The sequence below is a fragment of the Variovorax sp. GW822-FHT04A09 genome (assembly GCF_058801005.1).
The window spans coordinates 282,478-302,295 of sequence record NZ_JBXAMV010000006.1; the positions used below are offsets into that span (position 1 = coordinate 282,478).

General features: G+C 68.5%; 16 protein-coding genes. 12 read left to right on the forward strand and 4 right to left on the reverse strand.

Annotated elements, in window-relative coordinates; translation table 11 throughout:
- Positions 1-3 precede the first annotated feature (3 nt).
- Together hemL and thiD are read right to left on the reverse strand one after the other, a co-directional pair.
- Positions 4-1,284 carry a glutamate-1-semialdehyde 2,1-aminomutase gene (gene hemL, locus AC1RLW_RS26895; RefSeq protein WP_493195734.1) on the reverse strand — a complete coding sequence of 427 codons (1,281 nt, stop codon included), beginning with the start codon at positions 1,282-1,284 and terminating at the stop codon, positions 4-6.
- Positions 1,284-2,249, reverse strand: coding sequence for a bifunctional hydroxymethylpyrimidine kinase/phosphomethylpyrimidine kinase (gene thiD / locus AC1RLW_RS26900; protein WP_062479115.1), 966 nt, complete (start codon positions 2,247-2,249; stop codon positions 1,284-1,286). Before thiD ends, hemL begins: the two co-directional genes overlap by 1 nt.
- A gap of 111 nt (positions 2,250-2,360) precedes the next feature.
- Here thiD and AC1RLW_RS26905 point away from each other — a divergent pair, with 111 nt between their 5' ends.
- From AC1RLW_RS26905 to AC1RLW_RS26930, 6 genes are all read left to right on the forward strand, one after another.
- Entirely contained in the window at positions 2,361-2,531 is a 171-nt protein-coding gene (locus tag AC1RLW_RS26905; protein WP_007838397.1) for a rubredoxin, read from the forward strand.
- A gap of 81 nt (positions 2,532-2,612) precedes the next feature.
- Positions 2,613-3,011 (forward strand): response regulator, encoded by a 399-nt coding sequence (locus tag AC1RLW_RS26910; RefSeq protein ID WP_021012487.1) that lies wholly within the window; start codon positions 2,613-2,615, stop codon positions 3,009-3,011.
- Positions 3,011-3,376, forward strand: a complete 366-nt coding sequence (locus tag AC1RLW_RS26915) for a response regulator (protein WP_062479114.1) — start codon at positions 3,011-3,013, stop codon at positions 3,374-3,376. The genes AC1RLW_RS26910 and AC1RLW_RS26915 overlap by 1 nt, the downstream gene beginning before the upstream one ends.
- 19 nt (positions 3,377-3,395) lie before the next feature.
- Positions 3,396-3,929 (forward strand): chemotaxis protein CheW, encoded by a 534-nt coding sequence (locus tag AC1RLW_RS26920; protein WP_062479111.1) that lies wholly within the window; start codon positions 3,396-3,398, stop codon positions 3,927-3,929.
- A gap of 42 nt (positions 3,930-3,971) precedes the next feature.
- Complete coding sequence (locus tag AC1RLW_RS26925; RefSeq protein ID WP_493195736.1) at positions 3,972-6,296, forward strand: methyl-accepting chemotaxis protein; 2,325 nt, start codon at positions 3,972-3,974, stop codon at positions 6,294-6,296.
- A 184-nt stretch (positions 6,297-6,480) separates the two neighbouring features.
- The gene (locus tag AC1RLW_RS26930) at positions 6,481-12,507 is read left to right on the forward strand and encodes a hybrid sensor histidine kinase/response regulator (RefSeq protein ID WP_493195737.1); all 6,027 of its coding nucleotides are present in this window, start codon (positions 6,481-6,483) and stop codon (positions 12,505-12,507) included.
- A 67-nt stretch (positions 12,508-12,574) separates the two neighbouring features.
- Here AC1RLW_RS26930 and AC1RLW_RS26935 read toward each other — a convergent pair whose 3' ends face one another.
- The gene (locus AC1RLW_RS26935; RefSeq protein ID WP_493195738.1) at positions 12,575-14,077 is read right to left on the reverse strand and encodes a cryptochrome/photolyase family protein; all 1,503 of its coding nucleotides are present in this window, start codon (positions 14,075-14,077) and stop codon (positions 12,575-12,577) included.
- Here AC1RLW_RS26935 and AC1RLW_RS26940 point away from each other — a divergent pair, their 5' ends adjacent.
- From AC1RLW_RS26940 to AC1RLW_RS26965, 6 genes are read left to right on the forward strand one after another with little or no spacing between them, the layout of a single operon-like run.
- A complete protein-coding gene (locus tag AC1RLW_RS26940; protein WP_095948042.1) occupies positions 14,078-14,677 on the forward strand; it encodes a YqgE/AlgH family protein in 600 nt (199 codons plus the stop codon).
- A complete protein-coding gene (gene ruvX / locus AC1RLW_RS26945) occupies positions 14,674-15,120 on the forward strand; it encodes a Holliday junction resolvase RuvX (protein ID WP_370870130.1) in 447 nt (148 codons plus the stop codon). The genes AC1RLW_RS26940 and ruvX overlap by 4 nt, the downstream gene beginning before the upstream one ends.
- On the forward strand, positions 15,117-15,614 hold the full coding sequence (pyrR, locus tag AC1RLW_RS26950; protein ID WP_056577781.1) for a bifunctional pyr operon transcriptional regulator/uracil phosphoribosyltransferase PyrR: 498 nt from the start codon (positions 15,117-15,119) through the stop codon (positions 15,612-15,614). The genes ruvX and pyrR overlap by 4 nt, the downstream gene beginning before the upstream one ends.
- The gene (locus AC1RLW_RS26955) at positions 15,614-16,576 is read left to right on the forward strand and encodes an aspartate carbamoyltransferase catalytic subunit (RefSeq protein WP_056577783.1); all 963 of its coding nucleotides are present in this window, start codon (positions 15,614-15,616) and stop codon (positions 16,574-16,576) included. Before pyrR ends, AC1RLW_RS26955 begins: the two co-directional genes overlap by 1 nt.
- Positions 16,573-17,856, forward strand: a complete 1,284-nt coding sequence (locus tag AC1RLW_RS26960) for a dihydroorotase (RefSeq protein WP_493195739.1) — start codon at positions 16,573-16,575, stop codon at positions 17,854-17,856. Before AC1RLW_RS26955 ends, AC1RLW_RS26960 begins: the two co-directional genes overlap by 4 nt.
- A gap of 58 nt (positions 17,857-17,914) precedes the next feature.
- Positions 17,915-18,661 (forward strand): lysophospholipid acyltransferase family protein, encoded by a 747-nt coding sequence (locus AC1RLW_RS26965; protein WP_493195740.1) that lies wholly within the window; start codon positions 17,915-17,917, stop codon positions 18,659-18,661.
- 304 nt (positions 18,662-18,965) lie between these two features.
- On the opposite strand, the gene AC1RLW_RS26970 is transcribed toward AC1RLW_RS26965, so the two are convergent.
- A complete protein-coding gene (locus AC1RLW_RS26970) occupies positions 18,966-19,763 on the reverse strand; it encodes an IclR family transcriptional regulator (RefSeq protein ID WP_447747110.1) in 798 nt (265 codons plus the stop codon).
- Positions 19,764-19,818: the final 55 nt, after the last annotated feature.

Genomic DNA, 19,818 nt, shown 5'->3' on the forward strand with positions numbered 1-19,818 from the left:
GCGTCAGCGCTTGCTGAAGATGTCGCGCGCCGCCTCGATGGTGGCCGCGATGTCGTCCTCGCTGTGCGCGGCGCTCACGAAGCCTGCTTCATAGAGTGCCGGCGCGATGTACACGCCGCGATCGAGCAGCCCGTGGAACAGCGCGTTGAACTGCGCGTTGTCGGTGGTCATCACCGTTGCGTAGTTCTGCGGCAGCTCGTTCATGAGGAAGAAGCCGAACATGCCGCCTTCGCTGTCGGCGTTGAAGGGCTGGCCCTCGGCGGCCGCGGCGGCCTTCAGGCCGTCGACCAGTGTGCGGGTCTTCTTGGCCAGTGCTTCGTAGAAGCCGGGCTTCGAGATTTCCTTCAGCGTGGCCAGGCCGCAGGCGGTGGCCACCGGGTTGCCCGACAGCGTGCCGGCCTGGTAGACCGGGCCCAGCGGCGCGAGCTGTTCCATGATGGCGCGCGGGCCGCCGAAGGCCGCCAGCGGCATGCCGCCGCCAATGACCTTGCCGAGCACCGTGAGGTCGGGCGTGATGCCCAGCACGCCCTGCGCGCCGTGCAGGCCGACACGGAAGCCCGTCATCACCTCGTCGAAGATCAGCAGCGCGCCGTGTTGCGTGCACAGCTCGCGGCAGCGCTTGGCAAAGGCCGGCGTGGCGCGCACGAAGTTCATGTTGCCGGCGATCGCTTCGATCATCAGGCAGGCGATGTCCTTGCCGTGCAGCGCGAAGGCCTCTTCGAGCTGCTGCAGGTTGTTGTACTCGAGCACCAGCGTGTGCTGCACCACCTCGGGCGGCACGCCGGCCGAGGTCGGGTTGCCGAAGGTGGCGAGGCCGGAACCGGCCTTCACCAGCAGCGCGTCGGCATGGCCGTGGTAGCAGCCTTCGAACTTGACGATGGTCTTGCGGCCGGTGGCGCCGCGCGCCAGGCGCAGCGCGCTCATCGCGGCCTCGGTGCCAGAGCTCACGAGGCGCACCATTTCCATCGACGGCACCAGGGCCAGGATGGCTTCGGCCAGTTCGATCTCGCGCTCGGTCGGCGCGCCGTACGAGAAGCCTTCGAGCACGGCCTTCTGCACCGCCTCGACCACGGCGGGGTGGCCGTGGCCCAGGATCATCGGACCCCAGGAGCCGATGTAGTCGATGTAGCGCTTGTCGTTGGCGTCCCAGAAATAGGCGCCTTGCGCGCGCTGGATGAAACGGGGCGTGCCGCCGACGGCCTTGAAGGCGCGCACGGGCGAGTTCACGCCGCCGGGGATCACGGCGCGGGCGCGCTCGAAAAGAAGTTCGTTCTGGTCAGTCATCAGTGTCGCGTGTCGTGCGGGGGTAAAGCGAAATCGGGAGGGGTGTCGGGCGCGTCGTCATCGTCTTCGTCGTCCTCGGGCTCGGCCCAGAACAGGCGGTCGGGCAGCACGTGGCCCATGCCGGGGCGGAAGCCCGCGTCGAGGCAGCGGTCCATGTAAGCGAGCGCTTCGGTCGTGGCAGCCACGAGGTCGGTGCCGCTGGCGAGCAGGGCGGCGAGCGCGGCCGAGAGCGTGTCGCCGGCGCCGGCGAAGACGGCTTCGAGCCGTTCGTACTTCTCGCTGGCCAGCACCGACTGCGGCGAGGCCAGCACGTTGTCGATGAACTGGTCGGGCAAGACCATGCCGGTGACCAGGGTGTAGGGCACGCCGAACTCGCCGGCGGCCTTGGCGATGTCGCGCGCGCCGGGCGGGCGCTCGCCGCTCCAGTCGGGCAGCAGCCAGCGCCACAGCGTGCTGTGGTTTCCAACCAACACCGTGGTCTGGGGCAGCACGAGGTCGCGGAAAGCGTCGAGATAGGCCTCGATCAGGTTCTCGTCCCACCACGACAGGTTGGGCATGTAAGCCACCACGGGCACGTCGGGATAGTCGGCGGCGGTTTCGGCGATGGTGCTCAGCGCCTCGGGGGTGCCGGCAAAGCCCACCTTGATCAGCTGGACCTCGACGTCTTCCAGGATGGCGCGCGCCTGCTCGGCCACGGCCTCTTCCTCGAAGGCGAAGTGGTCGAAGATCTCGGCCGTGTCGCGCGCATAGGCGCCCGTCACCACCGGCAGGATGTGAGCGCCCACCGATCCCATGGCCAACGCGTCCGCGCCCAGGCCGCCCGCGCCGCTCGGATCGCTGGCATTGAACACCAGCACGCAGGGGGGATTCAGGTCGCGTTCGCTCAGCGCCTCGTCGTCCTGCGAGGGGTCGTTAAGATTGCCCGGTTTGCGGGCGTTCTCGTCTGGATGTAAGTAGATGGTCATACGCCTAGCGAAATCCCCTGGATGGTGGCATAGGCGCGACGTTTACGGTCTGCCAGTGAGATACGCATAGATACACTCGTTGCATTTAATGAACAAGGACTTTAAGCTCCGATGAACACGAAAACTTGGATGTGCCTGATTTGTGGGTGGATCTATGACGAAGCGGTTGGTGTACCGGAAGACGGCATCGCGGCAGGCACGGCCTGGGCCGATGTGCCGATGAACTGGACCTGTCCTGAGTGCGGTGCGCGCAAGGAAGACTTCGAAATGGTTGAGATCTGACAAGCATGGCATAGGGCTACGCGATCTGCGTCGATGTTCGGCGCGGCGGGCATCCAAGTCTCATGAGCAGGAGCGTTTGCAATGGGCCCGAATGGATCTGGTTACAAGGTGCTGGTCATCGATGACAGCAACACCATCCGGCGCAGTGCCGAGATTTTTCTGAAGCAGGGTGGGCACGAGGTTCTTCTCGCGGAAGACGGCTTCGACGCGCTCTCCAAGGTTAACGACCACAAGCCTCACCTGATTTTCTGCGACATCCTGATGCCTCGCCTCGACGGCTATCAGACCTGCGCCATCATCAAGCGCAACGCGCATTTCTCCAATGTCCCGGTCGTCATGCTGTCTTCGAAAGATGGCGTATTCGACAAGGCCCGCGGCCGCATGGTCGGGTCCCAGGACTATCTCACCAAGCCATTCACCAAAGACCAGCTGCTGCAGGCCGTGCAGCAGTTTGGCATTGTTCAACAGGAAGTGCAGTAATGCCCATTCGAAAAATCCTCGTCGTCGACGACTCCAAGACGGAACTGGTGTTCCTGACCGACCTCCTCCAGAAGAACGGTTTCTCCGTGAAGACGGCCGAAAACGCCGACGACGCGATGCGCCGCCTCGAGGAAGACCACCCCGACCTGATCCTCATGGACGTGGTCATGCCCGGCCAGAACGGCTTCCAGCTCACGCGCGCCATCGCCCGCGACCCGAAGTACGCGGCCATCCCGATCATCCTGTGCACCAGCAAGAACCAGGAAACCGATCGTGTCTGGGGCATGCGCCAGGGCGCACGCGACTACATCGTGAAGCCGGTCAACGCGGCCGATCTGATGTCCAAGATCAGCGCGCTCGCCTGAGCGGGAACCTGCGCACTCCATGGCGAATCGCGACGCGCTGCGCGCCTTCCAGTCCCGGCTTGCGAGCCGCCTCCAGGCCGCGCGCACCACAGGCGTGGCCGCGAGCTGGCTGGCGGTCGAGGCGGGCGAGGGCAAGTACCTCTTTCCGCTGGCGCACGCCGGCGAAATCTTTCCCTGGACGCCGCCCCAGCCCGTGCCCTACACGGAGCCCTGGTTCCTCGGCGTCGCCAACCTGCGCGGCGGCCTGTACGGCGTCGTGCAGCTGTCGGCGTTTGCGTCCGGTGCGCCGGGCGCCCCCGCCGCCACCGAGGCGGCACGCATCCAATCGCGGCTCGTGGCATTCAACGAGCTGCTCGAAGTCAACTGCGCTTTGCTGGTCGATCGACTGGCGGGGTTGCGGGGTGCGGAGGCCTTCACGGCCGCCGACGCTCCGGGCGCAGAGGCCCCGGCCTGGCACGGGCATCTGTACACCGACGCAGCAGGAGAGCGCTGGCAGGAAGTCAACCTGCAGGCGCTTTCGCAGCAACCCCAGTTTTTGAGTATTGGTGCGTAGTGCTTCGGCACATGGCACTGGCAACCACCTGAAGGACCGACCGTGAGCTCGATCGCCGACAAGTTCAAGAAATTACTCCCCGCGACCAACGGGAACGACAAGGCCCGCGTCGACGGCTCCGGTTCGATATCGCTCGACGATGTCGACACGGTTCAGGTTCCGGACGAAAAAACGATCCGCCTCGCCAAGAAGGGCGAGGGCGCATCCGCCGCCATAGCCGACACCGGCTTCGGCGGCATCGACGCGCTGGGCGACCCGGCGTCCGTCGAAGCCGCCAACGCGGCCACGCTCGAAGCGGCTCCGCTGGCCCCCGCCGCGGGCGGCATGGGCGCCAACCCCGCCAAGCAGCAGCGCGTGCTGGCCATCATGCTGGCCATCGTGGTGCTGGCGCTGTTGCTGGTGGCCGGCTCCGCCATCCTTCGCGCGGAACGCCTGGCGCAGCAGGTGGCGGCCACCGGCCAGTCGCTGATGCAGTCGCAGCGCCTGGCCAAGTCGATCTCGCAGGCCCTCGTCGGCAGCGCCTCGGCGTTCGTCGAAGTGAAGGACAGCGCCGACGACCTCTCGCGCCGCGTGCAGGGCCTGACCAACGGCGACGACGCCTTGCGCCTGGAAGCCGTCGGCAACCAGTACGACGAGGAGATGAACAAGATCAACCCGCTGGTCGCCCGCGCCGACGCGAGCGCCAAGGCCGTGCTGGCCCAGCGCCAGATCCTGACGCAGGTGGGCGCCGCCTTGCGCGACATCAACCAGCAGTCGTCCACGCTGCTCGAAATGACGGAGACCGTCGCGTCGCTCAAGATGCAGCAGAACGCCACGCTGCCCGAGATCTCGGCCGCCGGCCAGCTCGTGATGCTGACGCAGCGCATCGGCAAGTCGACCAACGAGTTCTTCACGGTCGAGGGTGTGAACCCCGACGCCGTGTTCCTGCTGGGCAAGGACCTGAACACCTTCCAGGAAACCACCCGCGGCCTGCTCGACGGCAACGCGCAGCAGCGCTTCCCCGGCTCGAAAGACCCGCAGACGCGCCAGCAGCTCGAAGCCATTCTGAAGACCTACGAGCAGATGCGCACGCAGGCTTCCGCCATTCTGGGCAACCTGCAAGGTCTGGTGGCCGCGCGCGAAGCGCAGGCGTCCATCCTGACCGACAGCGAGCCGCTGCGTAAGTCGCTGGGCGAACTGCAAGAGAAGCTCTCGGCCCGTACCGGCCTGGGCGCCGGCACCATCGTGCTGCTCTTCGTGCTGTCGCTGGCCGCCCTGGCGCTCGCCGGCGCCATCGGTTTCGTGCAGGTGCGCGAAGGCCGCGAACGTGCCGCCGTCGCCGAACGCGAGCGTCTGGCTGCCGAGCAGGCATCGGAAGAAGCCGGCCGCGTGAACAACGCCAACCAGGCCGCCATTCTTCGCCTGATGAACGAACTGCAGACAGTGGCCGAAGGCGACCTGACGCAGGAAGCGACCGTGACCGAGGACATCACCGGCGCCATCGCCGACTCGGTGAACTACACGGTGGAAGAACTGCGTTTGCTGGTGGGCAACGTGCAGAACACGGCAACCCGCGTGGCGCAGACGACGTCGCAGGTGGAAAACACCTCGACCGAACTGCTCGCCGCCTCGACCGAACAGCTGCGCGAAATTCGCGAAACCGGCCAGTCGGTGCTGACCATGGCCGAGCGAATCAACGGCGTGTCCTCGCAAGCGCAAGAGTCCGCCACGGTGGCGCGCCAGTCGCTGCAAGCCGCATCGTCGGGCCTGCAGGCCGTGCAGAACGCCATCGGCGGTATGAACTCCATCCGCGACCAGATCCAGGAAACCTCCAAGCGGATCAAGCGCCTGGGCGAATCGTCGCAAGAGATTGGCGAAATCACCGAGCTGATCTCGGACATTACCGAACAGACGAACGTGCTGGCCCTGAACGCCGCCATTCAAGCGGCATCCGCCGGTGAAGCCGGCCGGGGCTTCTCGGTGGTGGCGGAAGAAGTTCAGCGACTGGCTGAACGCTCCGCAGACGCCACGCGCCAGATTTCGGCGCTGGTGAAGGCGATTCAGACCGACACGCAGGATGCGGTGGGCGCCATGGAGCGTTCCACGCAGGGTGTGGTCGAAGGGGCCAAGCTGTCCGACAACGCGGGCACCGCGCTGTCCGAGATCGACCGCGTGTCGCGCCGACTCGCCGACCTCATCGAGCAGATTTCGCAGTCTGCCTCCCGCGAGGCCGATTCGGCCAACGTGGTGGCCGCCAACATCCAGCACATTTTTGCGGTGACGGAGCAGACCGGAGAAGGCACGCGGACCACGGCCCAGCAGGTGCGCGAGCTCTCGCAGATGGCCGAAGAACTGCGTCGCTCCGTGGCTCGTTTCAAGATCGCGTGATGAAGCTCTCCCCCAGCCTTCGCGCACTTCGTGTCGCTTCGGCAACCCCCTTCCGGGGGCGACACCAGCGGCCCGGCAAAGCCGGTTCCGCGGTGTCCCTTGAAGTGACCGCGATGGTTGGATGCATTGAGGGCGCGTGGCGCCCAGTGAAAAACTGACAGATAAAGAACGGCGAGCAATCAACGTGTCGATTCAAACCCCTGCCACGGCCCCCCTCGCCGGCAACCTGCCGGCCACCGAAGACCTCGGGCCGCTGGCCTGGGTGCTGGGAGAAATCCAGAAATCCCTCGACGGTGTCGGCAAGTCGCTGCGGCGTTTCGTGCGCGACGTGGGCAGTGCCACGGAGCCCGAGAGCGGTCCGCTGCAGATGGCCCGCCAGCAACTGCACCAGGCCGTCGGCGCGCTGCAGATGGTCGGCCACAGCTCGCCCGCGCTGGTGCTGGGCACCATCGAATTCGCGGTGCAGGGCTTCATCGCCGAGCCGCAGCGCTGCACCGAGAGTGCCGTGCACAAGATCGAGCGTGCCGGCTTCGCCGTCACCGATTTCCTCAGCGCACTGCTGGCCGGCAAAGCCGTGTCGTCGGTGGCGCTGTTCCCGCAGTACCGCGACGTGCTGGAGCTGGGTGGCAATGAGCGCGTCCATCCGGCGGACCTGTGGAGCACCGCCTGGCGCTGGGTCGAGGTCAAGCCGGCCCTCACGCAAGCGGCGCTCGCTTATGACCCGGCCGTGCGTTCGCGGCTCGACCGCGAGGTGCTGCAGCTGGTCAAGAGTGGCGACGCGCAGGCCGCGCGACGGCTGCATGCGCTGTGCCTGGGACTCGGGCGCGGTGCGCTGCTGCCGCGCGTGGCGAGCTTCTGGACGCTGGCCGCGGGCTTCTTCGAAGCCCTCGCGCTGGGCCTGATTCCCGCCGACACCTACGTCAAGCGCGCCGCCTCGCGCGTGCTGCTGCAGTACGCCACGCTGGCGCGCGGCGACAGCGTGGTGTCCGACCGCCTCGGCCAGGACCTGCTCTTCTTCTGCGCCCAGGCCGTGCCCGGCGCGCAGGACGACGCCGCCACGCTGCGCACCGTGCGCAGCGCCTGGGGCGTGACGCAGGAGCCGCGCGTCGACTACACCGTCGTGCAGTTCGGCCGCTTCGACCCACTGGTGCTCTCGCAGGCACGCAAGCGCATCGAGACCGCCAAGGAAATGTGGTCGGCGCTCTCGGGCGGCGACATCACGCGCACGCGGCAGGTGGCCGACACCTTCGCGCAGCTCGGCGAATCGCTGCTGAAGCTGCACCCGCCGAGCCAGCCGATGGTGCAGGCGCTGACGCATGCCGTGGACGCCTCGGTGCGTTCCGGCCAGCCGCCCGACACCGAACTGGCGATGGAAGTCGCCACCTCGGTGCTGTACCTCGAAGCCGCGCTCGAAGACCTCGACCCCAGCGACCCGCAGCTCACGGCCCGCACGCTGCAGCTGGCCGGCCGCATCGAACGCGTGCGCGACGGCGGCCGTTCCGAGCCGCTCGAGCCGTGGATGGAGGACCTGTACCGCCGCGTCAGCGACCGCCAGACCATGGGCACCGTGGTCGACGAGCTGCGCAGCCACCTGAGCGAACTCGAGAAGTCGCTCGACCAGTACTTCCGCCGCCCGGCCGAAAAGCCGCTGCTGCGCACCGTGCCCACGCAGCTCATGCAGATGCGCGGCGTGTTCTCGGTGCTGGGGCTCGAGCAGGCCGCGCACACCGTGCAACGCATGCGCGACGACGTCGAGCAGATGCTGCAGGTCAACCGCTCGCCCGTCGAGGAAATGGCCACCTTCGACGCGCTCGGCAACAACCTGGGCGCGCTCGGTTTCCTCATCGACATGCTGGGCTACCAGCCCGCACTGGCCAAGCGCCTGTTCGTGTTCGACGCCGAAGCCGGTGAACTCAAGCCGCTGATGGGCCGCCAGGCCATCGATGCCGCGGCCCCGGCCGAAGGCGCCGCCGCACCGGCCGCCGAGCCCGTGCTCAGCATCGAGGAGGTCGACGCGCAGATCGCCTCCAAGCTCGCCGCGTTGGCCACGCCCAACCGCAAGACCAAGCCGTCGCCGCTGGAGGAATTCAGCCGCAAGGCCGAGAGCTGGACCACCAAGATCACGGGCCCGTCGGCGCTGCCCGACACCGAGGTCACCGAGCTCGAAGAAGACGACCTGCAGAACATCTTCCTGGACGAAGCCCGCGAAGTGGTGGGCAACGGCCTGGCGGCCATCGCCGCGCTCGGCAACCGTCCCGGCGACACCGAAGAACTCACCATCCTGCGCCGCGCGTTCCACACGCTCAAGGGCAGCTCGCGCATGGTCGGCCTCACCGACTTCGGCGATGCCGCCTGGTCGCTCGAACAGGTGCTCAACACCTGGCTGGCCGACCAGCGCGATGCCACGCCCGAGCTGCTGTCGAGCACCGAGCGCATGCTGCGCGATTTCAGCCAGTGGGTCGAAGCCATCGCTGCCGGCGATGCGGGCACCTGGCACTCGGCACCGTTCAGCCGCGTGGCCAACGCGCTGCTGGCTGGCGAGCCCGTGCCCGCACCGGTGCGCGTGGCCGATGCCGAAGCACTCGCGGTGGCCGCACGCCACATCGCCGCCGAGCCGGCGCCGATCGCGCTGCCGGAGCTGCCTGAGCTCCCCGACCTGTCGCTGACGCCGCAAGATGTCGCAGCCCCTGACGCCACGTTGGACTTCTCCGATTGGCAGCAGGCGCAAGAAGCGCCACACGCACCGACCAAGCCTGTCACACCCGAGCCCGACGACGATTTCGCGTCCACCGACTTCCTCGACTTCGAAGGCAAGCAGAGCACCGCACCCGCGCCGCTCGACGTGCTGCCCAGCGGCGACGATTTCGATTTCCTCGCGCCCCCGAAGACGCATGCACCGGCCGAGCCCGCCGTGTCGCACGCCGAGCCCGAGCCCGCGCCGGAAATCGCAGCGACGGTGCCGACCGCGTCGGGCCTGCCCGATCTCGAATGGGCGCCCGAGCCGCTGCCGCTGGCTGCCGCAGAACCTGTCGCCGAGACGATGGCACCTGTCGAGGTCATCGAAGCGGCCGAAGAACTGCCAGCGCTGGACGTGCCGGTCGAAGTGCAGCCGGAGCCGGATCCTGTGTCGGCGACCATCGAAGTCGCCCCCGAAGCCCCAGCCCCCGTTGTCGTCGAAGAGCTGCCAGCCGCCGTCATGGCCGAACCGGAGCCCGTGTCGGAGCCTGAGCCCGTGCTGGCCGAGGCCATTCCTGAACCCGAGTCTTCCATCGCGCCGAGCGCCGAAGACCAGGTCAAGGTGATCGGCCCGCTGCGCATCGGCATCGCGCTGTACAACGTCTACCTCAACGAAGCTGACGAATGGTCCCGCCAGCTGGCGACCGATGTCGGCGAATGGGCGCTCGAAACCCACGAGCGCCTGCCCGACTCGACCATCGCGCTGGCCCACTCGCTGGCCGGCAGCTCGGCCACCGTCGGCTTCCACAGCCTGTCGGGCATGGCCCGCCTGCTCGAATCGGCGCTGCAGCACCTGCAGATGCAGGGCAGCGGCACGCGCGAACAGGGCGTCGTGCTGGTCGCCGCGGCCGACGAGCTGCGTCGCCTGCTGCACCAGTTCGCGGTCGGCTTCCTGCGCGACCCGTCCGAAGCCACGCTGCAGGCGCTGCGCGAGATCGCCGCTGCACCGATGCCGCCCGAGATCGCCGCGGCCCGTTTCGAGACGCTGCTGCCCAAGCAGGTCGTTGCCAACGACGCCTTTGCCGACGTGGTACTGGACGACAACGAAGACGCCATCGACCTGGCCGATGCGGTCGACGTCGACCTGTTCCCGATCTTCGAGGAAGAGGCTGCCGAACTGATGCCGCAATTGGGCGAGGCGCTGCGCCAGTGGTCGCACCACCCCGACGACGCCGCGCCGCGCGCCTCGGTGCTGCGCACGCTGCACACGCTCAAGGGCAGTGCCCGGCTGGCCGGCGCCATGCGCCTGGGCGAGCGCGCGCACCGCATGGAGTCCGAGATCGAACTGCTGGGCTCCCAGGGGGCGGAGCGGGCCGACATCGAGAAGCTGCTCACCCGCCTGGACACGCTGCAACACACCTTCGACGCCCTGCGCGCGGCCGACGACGCCGCCCAGGTCGAAGTGGCCCAGCTGATCGCCACCGCCAGCCCGACCGCACCCGCCATCCAGCGCGTGCAGGCGGCGCCCGAGGTTCGCGAGTCGGCGAACGACGACCAGGCCGAAGCGGCTTCCGCCGAAGCCGCCGCTGAAGCCCCGTCGTCCCTGCTGCCGCGCCCCGCGCCGGCCCTGCTCGCGCCGCTGCGTGCAGCGTCGGGCCAGGCCGTGCGCATCCGCACCCAGCTGCTCGACCGCCTGGTCGCGCAGACCGGCGAGGTCATCATCACGCGCTCGCGCCTGGAGGCCGAACTGGGCCAACTGCGCGGCTCGCTCGCCGACCTCACGGGCAACCTCGACCGCCTGCGCCAGCAGCTGCGCGACATCGAAGTGCAGGCCGAAAGCCAGATGCAGTCGCGCCTGGCACAGGCCAAGGATTCGCAGCAGAGCTTCGACCCGCTCGAGTTCGACCGCTTCACCCGCGTGCAGGAACTCACGCGCATGATGGCCGAGTCGGTGAACGACGTGGCCACCGTGCAGCGCACCTTGCAAAAGACCGTGCAGGCCACGGAAGACGACCTGAGCGTGCAGGCACGCCAGACGCGCGAACTGCAGCGCGGCCTGCTGCGTACGCGCATGGTGGAGTTCGAAGGCATCTCCGACCGCCTGTACCGCGTGGTGCGCCAGGCCTCGAAGGACACCGGCAAGCAGGTGCGCCTGGACATCGTCGGCGGCTCCATCGAAATGGACCGCGGCGTGCTCGACCGCATGACGCCCGCCTTCGAACACCTGCTGCGCAACTGCGTGGCGCACGGCATCGAGGATGTGGCGGCGCGCGAGAAGGCCGGCAAGGACGCCAGCGGCCTCATCGTCATCGACCTGCACCACGAAGGCAACGACGTGTCGGTGAGCTTCCGCGACGACGGCGCCGGCCTCGACCAGAAGCGCATCGCCGAACGCGCCCGCGCCCTCGGCCTGCTCGGCCCCGACCAGGACCTGTCGCCCGAGGAAGCCACCGAGCTGATCTTCAAGCCCGGCTTCTCGACGGCAGGGCAGGTGTCCGAACTGGCCGGCCGCGGCATCGGCATGGACGTGGTGCGCGCGCAGATCGCCGCGCTCGGCGGCCGCATCGAAACGCACAGCACGCCGGGCCAGGGCACCACCTTCAAGCTGGTGCTGCCGCTGACCACCGCCGTGACGCACGTGGTGATGCTGCGCGCGGGCGAGGTGTCGATCGGCGTGCCGTCGAACCTCGTGGAACTGGTGCAGCGCGTGAGCGGTGCCGACCTCGAGGCCGCCTACCTGAACCACAGCTTCGCCTTCGGCAGCGAGCAGGTGCCGTTCTACTGGGCCGGCGCGCTGCTGCAGCATTCCATCCGCAGCGAGCACGCCGCCACCAAGAACAACACGCTGGTGATCGTGCGAAGCGCGGCGCAGCGCGTGGCCCTGCACGTGGACGAAGTGCTGGGCAACCAGGAAGTCGTGGTGAAGAACCTCGGCCCGCAGCTCGCGCGGCTGCCCGGCCTGGCCGGCATCTCGGTGCTGGCTTCGGGCGCGGTGGCGCTGATCTACAACCCGGTGGCGCTGGCCGCGGTGCACGGCGACCAGGCGCGTGCGCGCCAGACCGCCGCGCTGGCCGCGCCGACGCATGCCGCTTCGGTGGACACCGGCGCGCCGCAGACGCCGGCCGCCTTTGCCCCGGTGGTGCCGCAAATTCCGCTCGTGCTGGTGGTGGACGACTCCATCACCGTGCGCCGCGTCACGCAGCGCCTGCTGCAGCGCGAAGGCTATCGCGTGTCGCTCGCGGCCGACGGCCTGCAGGCGCTCGAGCGGCTGCAGCAGGAGCGCCCGGCCGTGGTGCTGTCGGACATCGAGATGCCGCGCATGGACGGCTTCGACCTGGCCCGCAACATCCGCGCCGACGTGGCCCTGGCCGAGCTGCCGATCATCATGATCACCTCGCGCATCGCCGAGAAGCACCGCGAGTACGCCCGCGACCTGGGCGTGAACCACTACCTGGGCAAGCCGTACTCGGAAGAGGAACTGCTGCGCCTGGTGCGTGCCTACACGAGCGAGCCGGCCGCGCTGGCGGTGGCCTGACCGGCTTCGGCAGCGCCGGCAATCGGCGCGCAAAAGAAAAGGGCCCCTCGGGGCCCTTTTTTCTTGGTTACGGCTTTTGCAGGGCCTTGGCCCGCGCCGCCGCATAGCGCTGCATGGTCTTCTCCCGCGCCTCGGCGTGGTCCACCACGGGCTTCGGGTAGTTTTCGCCCAGCCTGACGTCCGCCGCCTCCAGCTCGACCGGCGAGGCCAGCCACGGCGCATGGATCGCCACGTTCGACAGGCCCGCCAGCTGCGGCAGGTAGCGGCGGATGAACTTGCCCTCGGGGTCGAAGCGTTCGCTCTGCGTCACCGGGTTGAAGATGCGGAAGTAGGGCTGGGCGTCGCAGCCGGTCGAGCTGGCCCACTGCCAGCCGCCATTGTTCGAGGCCAGCTCGAAGTCGTTCAGGTGCAGCGCGAAGTAGCGTTCGCCGCGCCGCCAGTCCAGCCCCAGGTCCTTGCACAGGAAGCTCGCCACCACCATGCGCAGCCGGTTGTGCATGTAGCCGCTCTGCCGGATCTGCAGCATCGCGGCGTCGACCAGCGGGTAGCCGGTGCGGCCCTCGCACCAGGCGTCGAACAGCTGGTCGGCGTGCTTGCCGTGGTGCCACTGGATCTTGTCGTACTCGGGGCGAAAGCTCTTCGACTCGCCGTTCGCGTGCACATGCGGAAAGTGCGCCAGGATCTGAAAGTAGAAGTCGCGCCAGACCAGCTCGCTGAGCCAGGTCGCGGCCCCGCTGTTGCCCTGCAGCGCCAGCTGGTGCGCTACGCTGGCCAGCTGCCGGATCGACACCGTGCCGAAGCGCAGGTGCACGCCCATGTAGCTGGGCCCGCGCACGGCCGGGAAGTTGCGCGCCTCGTCGTAGCGGTCGATGCGCTCGAAGAAATCTTCGAACAGCGCGCCGGCGCCGCGCGTGCCGGTGGGAATCTCCAGCGTCTGGAGGTTGGTGCTTTCGAAGCCGATCTCACCCAGCGTGGGCACGGGCCCGCCCAGGGCCGGGGGCGGCGGGGCGAGCGCGTCGGCGTGGCTGCGCACGGGGTACGACTTCAGGAAGAACGAATCCACCTTCGCCAGCCAGGCCCGCTTGTACGGCGTGAACACCGTGTAGGGCAGGCCGGCCTTGGTCATGACCTCGTCGCGGTCGAAGACGGTGCTGTCCTTGAAGGTGTGGAAGCTGATGCCCGTGTTGGCCAGCGCGCCGAGCACGCGGGCGTCGCGCGCCAGTGCGTCGGGTTCGTCGTCGCGGTTGGCGAACACCGCCTGCACGTCGAGCGTGTGGGCCAGCGCCGGGATCTCCTCGGCGGCCACCGCGTGCCGCACGATCAGCCCGCTGCCCAGGCCGCGCAGCTCGGCTTCGAGCTCCACCAGCGATTCGCGGATGAATTCGACCCGCCGGTCCGCGCGGGGCAGGGCGTCCAGGATCGCCCGGTCGAACACGAAAACGCAGACCACCTGCCGGCAGGCCCGCAGGGCCCGGTACAGCGCCGCGTTGTCGTCCACCCGCAGGTCCCTGCGAAACCACATGAGCCCTTTGGGATAGGTCTTGTCTACGGCCAGTAAAATCGGGGGCATATGGCTGCCGATTCTGCCCCGATGAACCTGACGCATCACTTTCTGATCGCGATGCCGGGGATGGAAGACAAAACTTTCAACCGCAGCGTCGTTTACCTCTGCGAACACAGCGAGCGCGGTGCGCTCGGGCTGGTGATCAACAAACCCAGCGACATCAACCTCAAGGTGCTGTTCGAGAAGATCGAGCTGCATCTGGCCCGCCCCGAACTGGGCGACGCCCCCGTTTTCCAGGGCGGCCCGGTGCAGACCGAGCGCGGCTTCGTGCTGCACGAGCCGGTGTTCACCCAGGCCGAGAAGCCCGAGGAATCGGTCTACGCCTCGACCATGACCATCCCCGGCGGGCTCGAAATGACCACCTCCAAGGACGTGCTGGAGGCCCTGGCCACCGGCGCCGGCCCGCGCAAGGTGCTGGTCTCGCTGGGCTATTCGGCCTGGGGCGAGGGCCAGCTGGAGTCCGAACTGGCCGAGAACAGCTGGCTCACGGTGCTGGCCGACCCGGCCGTGATCTTCGATACACCGGTGGAAAAGCGCTACGACAAGGCGTTGATGCTGCTGGGGCTCGAAGCGTGGACCTTGTCCCCCGACGCGGGTCACGCATGAGCGACGTCATGTCCGACGCGCCCGCATCCGCCCCTGCTTCCGTTCCCGTTCCCGCGCATTTCCAGAGCTTCCTGGCCTTCGATTTCGGCGCCAAGCGCACCGGCGTGGCCAGCGGCAACCGGCTGCTGCGCACGGCGACCCCGCAGGCCACCATCAAGGCCGAGGGCGCCGACGCCCGCTTTGCCCAGGTCGAGGCGCGCATCAAGGAATGGCAGCCCGACGCCCTGGTGGTCGGCGTGCCCTACCACCCCGACGGCGCCCCGCACGAGAACACCCGCCGCGCGCAGAAGTTCGCGCGCCAGCTGCGCGGCCGTTTCAATCTCCAGGTGTTCGAGGTCGACGAGCGCTACAGCACCACCGAAGCCTTGTCGTCCGGCGCCCGCGACGCCGACGCGGCGTCGGCCTGCATCATCCTGGAACAGTTTTTGAGGAGTCTCCCGTGAGTTCAATCCCCGATGCCGAAGCGCTCTACACGACGCTGCTGTCCGGCGTGAAGGCGCTGATGCGCCCCGAGACGAAACTGGTGGGCATCACCTCCGGCGGCGCCTGGCTGGTCGAGCGCCTGCAAAAAGACCTGGGCCTGGCCGGTGCCCCCGGCGTCATCTCGTCGGCGATGCACCGCGACGACTTCGCGCGCCGCGGCCTCTCGGCCAGCGCGCAGACCGCGCTGCCCTTCGACGTGAACGGCGCCGACGTGCTGCTGCTCGACGACGTGCTCTACACCGGCCGCACGATTCGTGCGGTGCTCAACGAGTTGTTCGACTTCGGGCGCCCCGCCTGCGTGCGCCTGGCCGTGCTGGTGGATCGCGGTGGCCGCGAACTGCCCGTCGCAGCCGACTTCGCGGCAACGACGCTCAAGCTGCCCGACACCCAATTGCTAGCCCTCGCGCGCGCCGACGACGGCGCCTTCAGCCTCAAGGTGGAGGACAACAAGTAATGCTCTACAAGCGAAATCCGCAGCTCAACAAGAACGGCGAGCTGATCCACCTGCTGTCGATCGAGGGCCTGCCCAAGGACATCGTCACGCACATCCTCGACACGGCCGCCAACTTCACGAGCGTGAGCGACCGCGAGGTGAAGAAGGTGCCGCTGCTGCGCGGCAAGAGCGTGTTCAACCTGTTCTTCGAGAACAGCACGCGCACGCGCACCACCTTCGAGATCGCGGCCAAGCGCCTGTCGGCCGACGTCATCAACCTCGACATCGCGCGCTCTTCGGCCACCAAGGGCGAGTCGCTGCTGGACACCATCGCCAACCTGAGCGCCATGGCCGCCGACCTGTTCGTGGTGCGCCACAGCGAGTCGGGCGCGCCCTACCTGATCGCGCAGCACGTCGCGCCGCACGTGCACGTGGTGAACGCCGGCGACGGCCGCCACGCGCACCCGACGCAGGGGCTGCTCGACATGTACACGATCCGCCACTACAAGAAGGACTTCTCGAACCTCACGGTCGCGATCGTCGGCGACGTGCTGCATTCGCGCGTGGCGCGCTCCGACATCCATGCGCTCACCACGCTCGGCTGCGCCGAAGTGCGCGTGGTCGGCCCCAAGACGCTGGTGCCCGCCGACATGGCCGGCATGGGCGTGCGCGTGTGCCACACGCTCGAAGAAGGCATCAAGGACTGCGACGTCGTCATCATGCTGCGCCTGCAGAACGAGCGCATGAGCGGCGCGTTACTGCCCTCGTCGCAGGAGTTCTTCAAGACCTTCGGCCTCACGCAGGAAAAGCTGCAGCTGGCCAAGCCCGACGCCATCGTGATGCACCCGGGCCCGATCAACCGCGGCGTCGAGATCGACTCCGCCGTGGTCGACGGCAAGCAGAGCGTGATCCTCCCGCAAGTCACCTTCGGCATCGCGGTCCGCATGGCCGTCATGAGCATCGTCGCCGGTAACGAAGCATGAACATCCTCATCACCAACGGCCGCGTCATCGACCCCGCCTCGGGCACCGACACACAGACCGACATCGCCATCGCCGACGGCAGGATCGCCGGCATCGGACGCGCACCGGCGGGCTTCAAGCCCGAGCGCACCCTCGACGCCACGGGCTGCATCGTCACCCCCGGCCTCGTCGACCTCGCTGCGCGCCTGCGCGAGCCGGGCTACGAGCACGAAGGCATGCTCGAAAGCGAAATGGCCGCGGCCATCGCGGGCGGCGTGACCAGCCTCGTGTGCCCGCCCGACACCGACCCCGTGCTCGACGAGCCTGGCCTGGTCGAGATGCTCAAGTTCCGCGCCGAAAAGCTGCAGTGCGCGCGCCTGTTCCCGCTGGGCGCGCTCACGCGCAACCTGGCCGGCGGCGTGCTCACCGAAATGGCCGAGCTCACCGAGGCCGGCTGCATCGGTTTCGGCCAGGCCGACGTGCCGCTGGCCGACACGCAGGTGCTGCAGCGCGCGCTGTCGTACGCCAGCACCTTCGGCTACACCGTGTGGCTGCGCCCGCAGGACCGCGACCTCGGCAAGGGCGTGGCCGCCAGCGGCGCGCTCGCCACGCGGCTGGGCCTGGGCGGCGTGCCGGTGGCGGCCGAGACCATAGCCATCTTCACCATCATCGAGCTCATGAAGAGCACCGGCGCGCGCGTGCACCTGTGCCGCATCTCCAGCGCCCGCGGCGTGGCGCTGGTGCGCGAGGCCAAGGCGCAGGGCCTGCCGATCACCTGCGACGTCAGCATCAACTCGCTGCACCTGGCCGACACCGACATCGGCTTCTTCGACAGCCGCGCGCGCCTGAACCCGCCGCTGCGCCAGCAGGGCGACCGCGACGCGCTCTCGGCCGCGCTGGCCGACGGCACCATCGACGCGCTGGTGTCCGACCACACGCCGGTCGAGGCCGACGCCAAGACCCTGCCTTTTGCCGAAGCCGAGCCCGGCGCCACCGGCCTCGAACTGCTGCTGCCGCTCGCGCTGCAGTGGGGCGAGCGCAGCGGCGCGGGCCTGTCGCGCGCCATCGAGGTGGTCACCTCGGCGCCGGCGCGCCTGCTGAACGCGGCCGACGCGGCCAGCGGCATCGGCCGCATCGCCGAGGGCGGCGTGGCCGACCTGTGCATCGCCGATCCGTCGCTCGAATGGCAGGTGGTGCCCGAGGCGCTGCGCAGCCAGGGCAAGCACACGCCGTTCTCCAGCTACCCGATGCAGGGGCGCGCGCGCCACACGCTGGTGGCCGGTCGCGTCGTGCACGGCTGAGCGACAGCCGCCCGCCACACGGCACGCCGTCAAAAAGAAGAAGAGGGCCCGCGTCCAGATGCTGCACTCGTTGAAGGCCGGCTGGCGCCTGCTGCATGCGGCCTCGCATGCGCTGTCGGGCTGGTGGACGATCCGCTTCACCTTCCCCCGCCTGCCGCAGGACGAGCGCAACGCGCGCGTGCAGGCCTGGTCGGCGCGCATGCTGCAGATCATGGGCGTCACGCTGCGCGTGCAGGGCGAGCCGCCCGCGCACGGGCCGGCGCTGCTCATCTGCAACCACCTGTCGTGGCTCGACATCACCGCCATCCATGCGGCGCGCCATGTGCGCTTCGTGTCGAAGTCGGACGTCAAGCAGTGGCCGGTGATCGGCACGCTGTCCACCGGCTCCGGCACGCTCTACATCGAGCGCGAACGTCGGCGCGACGCCATGCGCGTGGTGCACCACATGACCGAGGCGCTGCGCGGCGGCGACCTGATCGGCGTGTTCCCCGAAGGCACCACGAGCGACGGGCGCGGGCTGCTGCCGTTCCATGCCAACCTGCTGCAGGCCGCGATTTCCTCGGGCGCGCCGGTGATCCCGGCCGCGCTGCGCTTTGCCGACGCCGCCACCGGCGAGACCAGCCAGGCGCCGCGCTACATCGACGACGACAGCCTGCTGGCCTCGGTGTGGAACACGCTGCGCGCGCCGCCGCTCTTGGCCATCGTGCGCTTCGGCGAGCCGCAGCCTTCGTACAGTCGCGAACGCCGCAGCTGGGCGCATTCGCTGCATGAAGACGTGCAGCAGCTGCGCCGCGACACCCACTGAGCGGCACTGACCGGATCTATCCGCAAAAAAAGCGCCCCGGGAGGGGCGCTGTAACGACGCAAGAAGCGCCGTGAGGAGGAAGCGGGATCGTTCGCCGTGGCGCGTGGCCGGTCAGAGAATGCCGAACACCTTCAGCCCGATGATCACGATCAGCGGGACGCCGCAGAGCCAAAGGATGATGCTTTTCATGACCGGTCTCCGTGAGGTAGGTAGGCCTCTACGGTGGCCGCGTCTGCGGCCCGCGCGTGCGGGATAAGGCAAACCAAGCGCGTGAGCGCCTGCCTACACGGCTCGGGCCGGCGGTTCAGCCCGCTTCGTCGGTGGGCACGAAGCCCAGGCGGCGCGAGATTTCGAGCGCGCAGGCCTTCAGCGGCACGGCCACGCGGCCGTTCCAGTCGCTGTCGAAGGTGGCCTCGGGGCCCATGGCCGTGATGCCCAGCACCAGGTTGTTGGTCGAGTCGAACACCGGCGCGCAGAAGGCGTCGATGCCCGGAATCGGCTGGCCCAGCGTGCGCGAGATGCCGTGCAACCGCGTCTCGACCAGGAGCGCCTCGATCTGCGACTTCGACAGCTCTTCGCTGGCGCCGCGCCCGTCGGCCGGACGCGTGCGCGCCAGGTCTTCGAGCATCATCTTTTCCACCACCTTCGGCGGCAGGTAGGCCGCGAACAGCCGGCCCGTGGCCGTGTAGGCCAGCGACATCACGGTGCCGGTGCGCAGGTTCACGTGCAGCGGGTGGATCGGTTCTTCCAGCCGCACCACGGTCGGCCCGAAGTTGCCCCAGACCGCGACCGCGATGCTCTGCTCGGTCTCGGACGCGAGCGCCTCGATGAGGGGCGACGCCTCCTTGATCGGGTCGAGCCGCTGCAGCTTGGCCAGGCCCAGCTGCAGGGCCAGCGGGCCCAGCTCGTAGCGGCCGGCGCCGTCCTGCACCACGAAGCCGACTTTCAGAAAACTGACGAGGTAGGGGTGCGCCTTGCCGACCGGAATGCCGGCCGATTTGCCGAGGTCGCGCAGCGCCATGGGCGCCACGTGCCGCCCGAGCGCGACCAGCAATTGCGTTCCGATTTCGACGGATTGAATGCCACGTCTTGGCTTTTCCATGGGGCGCCCGGCGTGGGGGTTGAGAGTGGGAGCGAGTATAGCCATCAGGGTTTCT

What these genes read in the sequence shown, in the direction of transcription:
- AC1RLW_RS26955 (WP_056577783.1), top strand. Translation starts at nt 15,614, where the DNA reads ATGCTCTACAAGCGAAATCCGCAGCTCAACAAGAACGGCGAGCTGATC.
- ruvX (WP_370870130.1), top strand. Translation starts at nt 14,674, where the DNA reads ATGAGCGACGTCATGTCCGACGCGCCCGCATCCGCCCCTGCTTCCGTT.
- AC1RLW_RS26915 (WP_062479114.1), top strand. Translation starts at nt 3,011, where the DNA reads ATGCCCATTCGAAAAATCCTCGTCGTCGACGACTCCAAGACGGAACTG.
- AC1RLW_RS26920 (WP_062479111.1), top strand. Translation starts at nt 3,396, where the DNA reads ATGGCGAATCGCGACGCGCTGCGCGCCTTCCAGTCCCGGCTTGCGAGC.
- AC1RLW_RS26940 (WP_095948042.1), top strand. Translation starts at nt 14,078, where the DNA reads ATGGCTGCCGATTCTGCCCCGATGAACCTGACGCATCACTTTCTGATC.
- AC1RLW_RS26960 (WP_493195739.1), top strand. Translation starts at nt 16,573, where the DNA reads ATGAACATCCTCATCACCAACGGCCGCGTCATCGACCCCGCCTCGGGC.
- AC1RLW_RS26965 (WP_493195740.1), top strand. Translation starts at nt 17,915, where the DNA reads ATGCTGCACTCGTTGAAGGCCGGCTGGCGCCTGCTGCATGCGGCCTCG.
- hemL (WP_493195734.1), bottom strand. Translation starts at nt 1,284, where the DNA reads ATGACTGACCAGAACGAACTTCTTTTCGAGCGCGCCCGCGCCGTGATC.
- thiD (WP_062479115.1), bottom strand. Translation starts at nt 2,249, where the DNA reads ATGACCATCTACTTACATCCAGACGAGAACGCCCGCAAACCGGGCAAT.
- AC1RLW_RS26970 (WP_447747110.1), bottom strand. Translation starts at nt 19,763, where the DNA reads ATGGAAAAGCCAAGACGTGGCATTCAATCCGTCGAAATCGGAACGCAA.
- AC1RLW_RS26935 (WP_493195738.1), bottom strand. Translation starts at nt 14,077, where the DNA reads ATGCCCCCGATTTTACTGGCCGTAGACAAGACCTATCCCAAAGGGCTC.
- AC1RLW_RS26905 (WP_007838397.1), top strand. Translation starts at nt 2,361, where the DNA reads ATGAACACGAAAACTTGGATGTGCCTGATTTGTGGGTGGATCTATGAC.
- AC1RLW_RS26910 (WP_021012487.1), top strand. Translation starts at nt 2,613, where the DNA reads ATGGGCCCGAATGGATCTGGTTACAAGGTGCTGGTCATCGATGACAGC.